At 65.9% G+C, this 1,856-nt stretch carries 3 protein-coding genes; all 3 read left to right on the forward strand.

The genetic code is table 11. From position 1 onward, the window contains the following. Window positions 1-337: substrate-binding domain-containing protein (locus tag GSQ79_RS24030; protein WP_158811299.1), on the forward strand; the 337-nt coding region annotated here is incomplete at its 5' end. Window positions 338-429: 92 nt separating this feature from the next. After that, entirely contained in the window at window positions 430-1,737 is a 1,308-nt protein-coding gene (gene hisD / locus GSQ79_RS24035; protein ID WP_158811300.1) for a histidinol dehydrogenase, read from the forward strand. 4 nt (window positions 1,738-1,741) lie between these two features. Further along, on the forward strand, window positions 1,742-1,856 hold a 115-nt coding region (locus GSQ79_RS29145; RefSeq protein WP_246725549.1), incomplete at its 3' end, for a 3-hydroxyacyl-CoA dehydrogenase NAD-binding domain-containing protein.

Raw genomic sequence — 1,856 nt, forward strand, 5'->3', positions numbered from 1 at the left:
CGCGGTCTTCTGCGCCAACGACCATACCGCCTTCGCGGTGATGGGCGTCGCGCGCGCCTGCGGCCTGCGCCTCGGCCATGACGTGTCCATCATCGGCTTCGACGACGTCAGGCCGGCGTCCTGGCCGATGGTCGATCTGACGACCTTCGTCCAGCCGATCGGACCGATGGTCGCGCGCGTCGTGTCCATCGTGCAGGAGCAGCTTGCCAGCCCCGACGACCCCGCCCGGCAGGAAGTGATCCCCGGTGCGCTGATCGTCCGCGGATCGGCCCGGGTCCCGTCGACGGGTGTGACGGGTCCCGCGGATCGCCGGGTCTGGACGCCGCCTATCCCCTGAACGACAGAGACGTCGCGCGGCTTTCGCGATTGTCATCTGCATACGTATGCATATAGTCTCGGCCAAATCGATGAAATGATGGAGAATGATCAATGGCGACGTGGCTGAAAAAGGGGTCCGACGCGGAGCAGGTGAAGAGCGACGACCGCAAGGTTCGCGACACCGTCGAAGGCATTCTCGCCGACATCGAAACGCGCGGCGACGCGGCGGTGCGCGAGCTCTCCGTCAAGTTCGACAAATGGGATCGCGACAGCTACCGCCTGACCGACGCCGAGATCGACGCCTGCATGGGCCAGCTCTCCGAGCGCGACATCTCGGATATTGCCTTCGCGCAGGAGCAGGTTCGCAACTTCGCCCAGCATCAGCGCGACTCGATCAAGGACATCGAAGTCGAGACGCTGCCCGGCGTCGTGCTTGGACACAAGAACATTCCGATCGGCGCGGCCGGCTGCTACGTGCCTGGCGGCAAATATCCGCTGCTGGCTTCGGCGCACATGTCGGTCATCACCGCCAAGGTCGCCGGCGTGCCGCGCATCGTCACCTGCGCCCCGCCGTTTCAAGGCAAGCCGGCACCGGCGATCGTCGCCGCCCAGCACATGGCCGGCGCCGACGAGATCTATTGCCTCGGCGGCATCCAGGCCATCGGCGCGATGGCGCTCGGCACGCAGACCATCGCGCCCGTCGACATTCTGATCGGCCCAGGCAACGCCTTCGTCGCGGAAGCCAAGCGTCAGCTGTTCGGACGCGTCGGTATCGATCTGTTCGCCGGCCCGACGGAAACGCTGGTGATTGCCGATGACTCCGTCGATGGCGAGATCTGCGCCACCGATCTGCTCGGCCAGGCCGAACACGGCCCGGATTCGCCGGCGATCCTGCTGACCACGTCGGAAAAACTGGCGCGCGATACGATGGCAGAAATCGAGCGCCTGCTCGCCATTCTGCCGACGGCCGATATCGCCCGCAAGGCTTGGGAGGCCTATGGCGAGGTCATCGTCGCGGAGAGCGACGAGGAGATGGTCCGCATCGCCGACGAGATCGCCTCCGAGCACGTCCAGGTGATGACCCGCGACCCCGACTACTTCCTCAATCACATGACGAACTACGGCGCGCTGTTCCTCGGCGCCCGCACCAACGTCGCGTTCGGCGACAAGGTGATCGGCACCAACCACACGCTGCCGACGAAGAAGGCGGCGCGCTACACCGGCGGTCTCTGGGTCGGCAAGTTTCTGAAGACCTGCACCTATCAGCGCGTGCTGACCGACGAAGCCTCGGCGATGGTCGGCGAATATTGCTCGCGTCTCTGTGCGCTCGAAGGTTTCGTCGGCCACGGCGAACAGGCCAACGTTCGCGTCCGTCGCTACGGCGGGCGCAACATTCCTTACGGCGCAGCCGCGGAGTAGACCGATGCGCGTTGCCATCGTCGGTGCGGGCCTGGTGGGAAGCGGCTGGGCGATCGTTTTCGCTCGGGCCGGTCTCGAGGTTCGTCTCTATGACTCCGTCGCCGGCGCGGCAGCGCGCG

The organism is Beijerinckia sp. L45 (assembly GCF_009765775.1).
Classification (GTDB): domain Bacteria; phylum Pseudomonadota; class Alphaproteobacteria; order Rhizobiales; family Beijerinckiaceae; genus RH-AL1.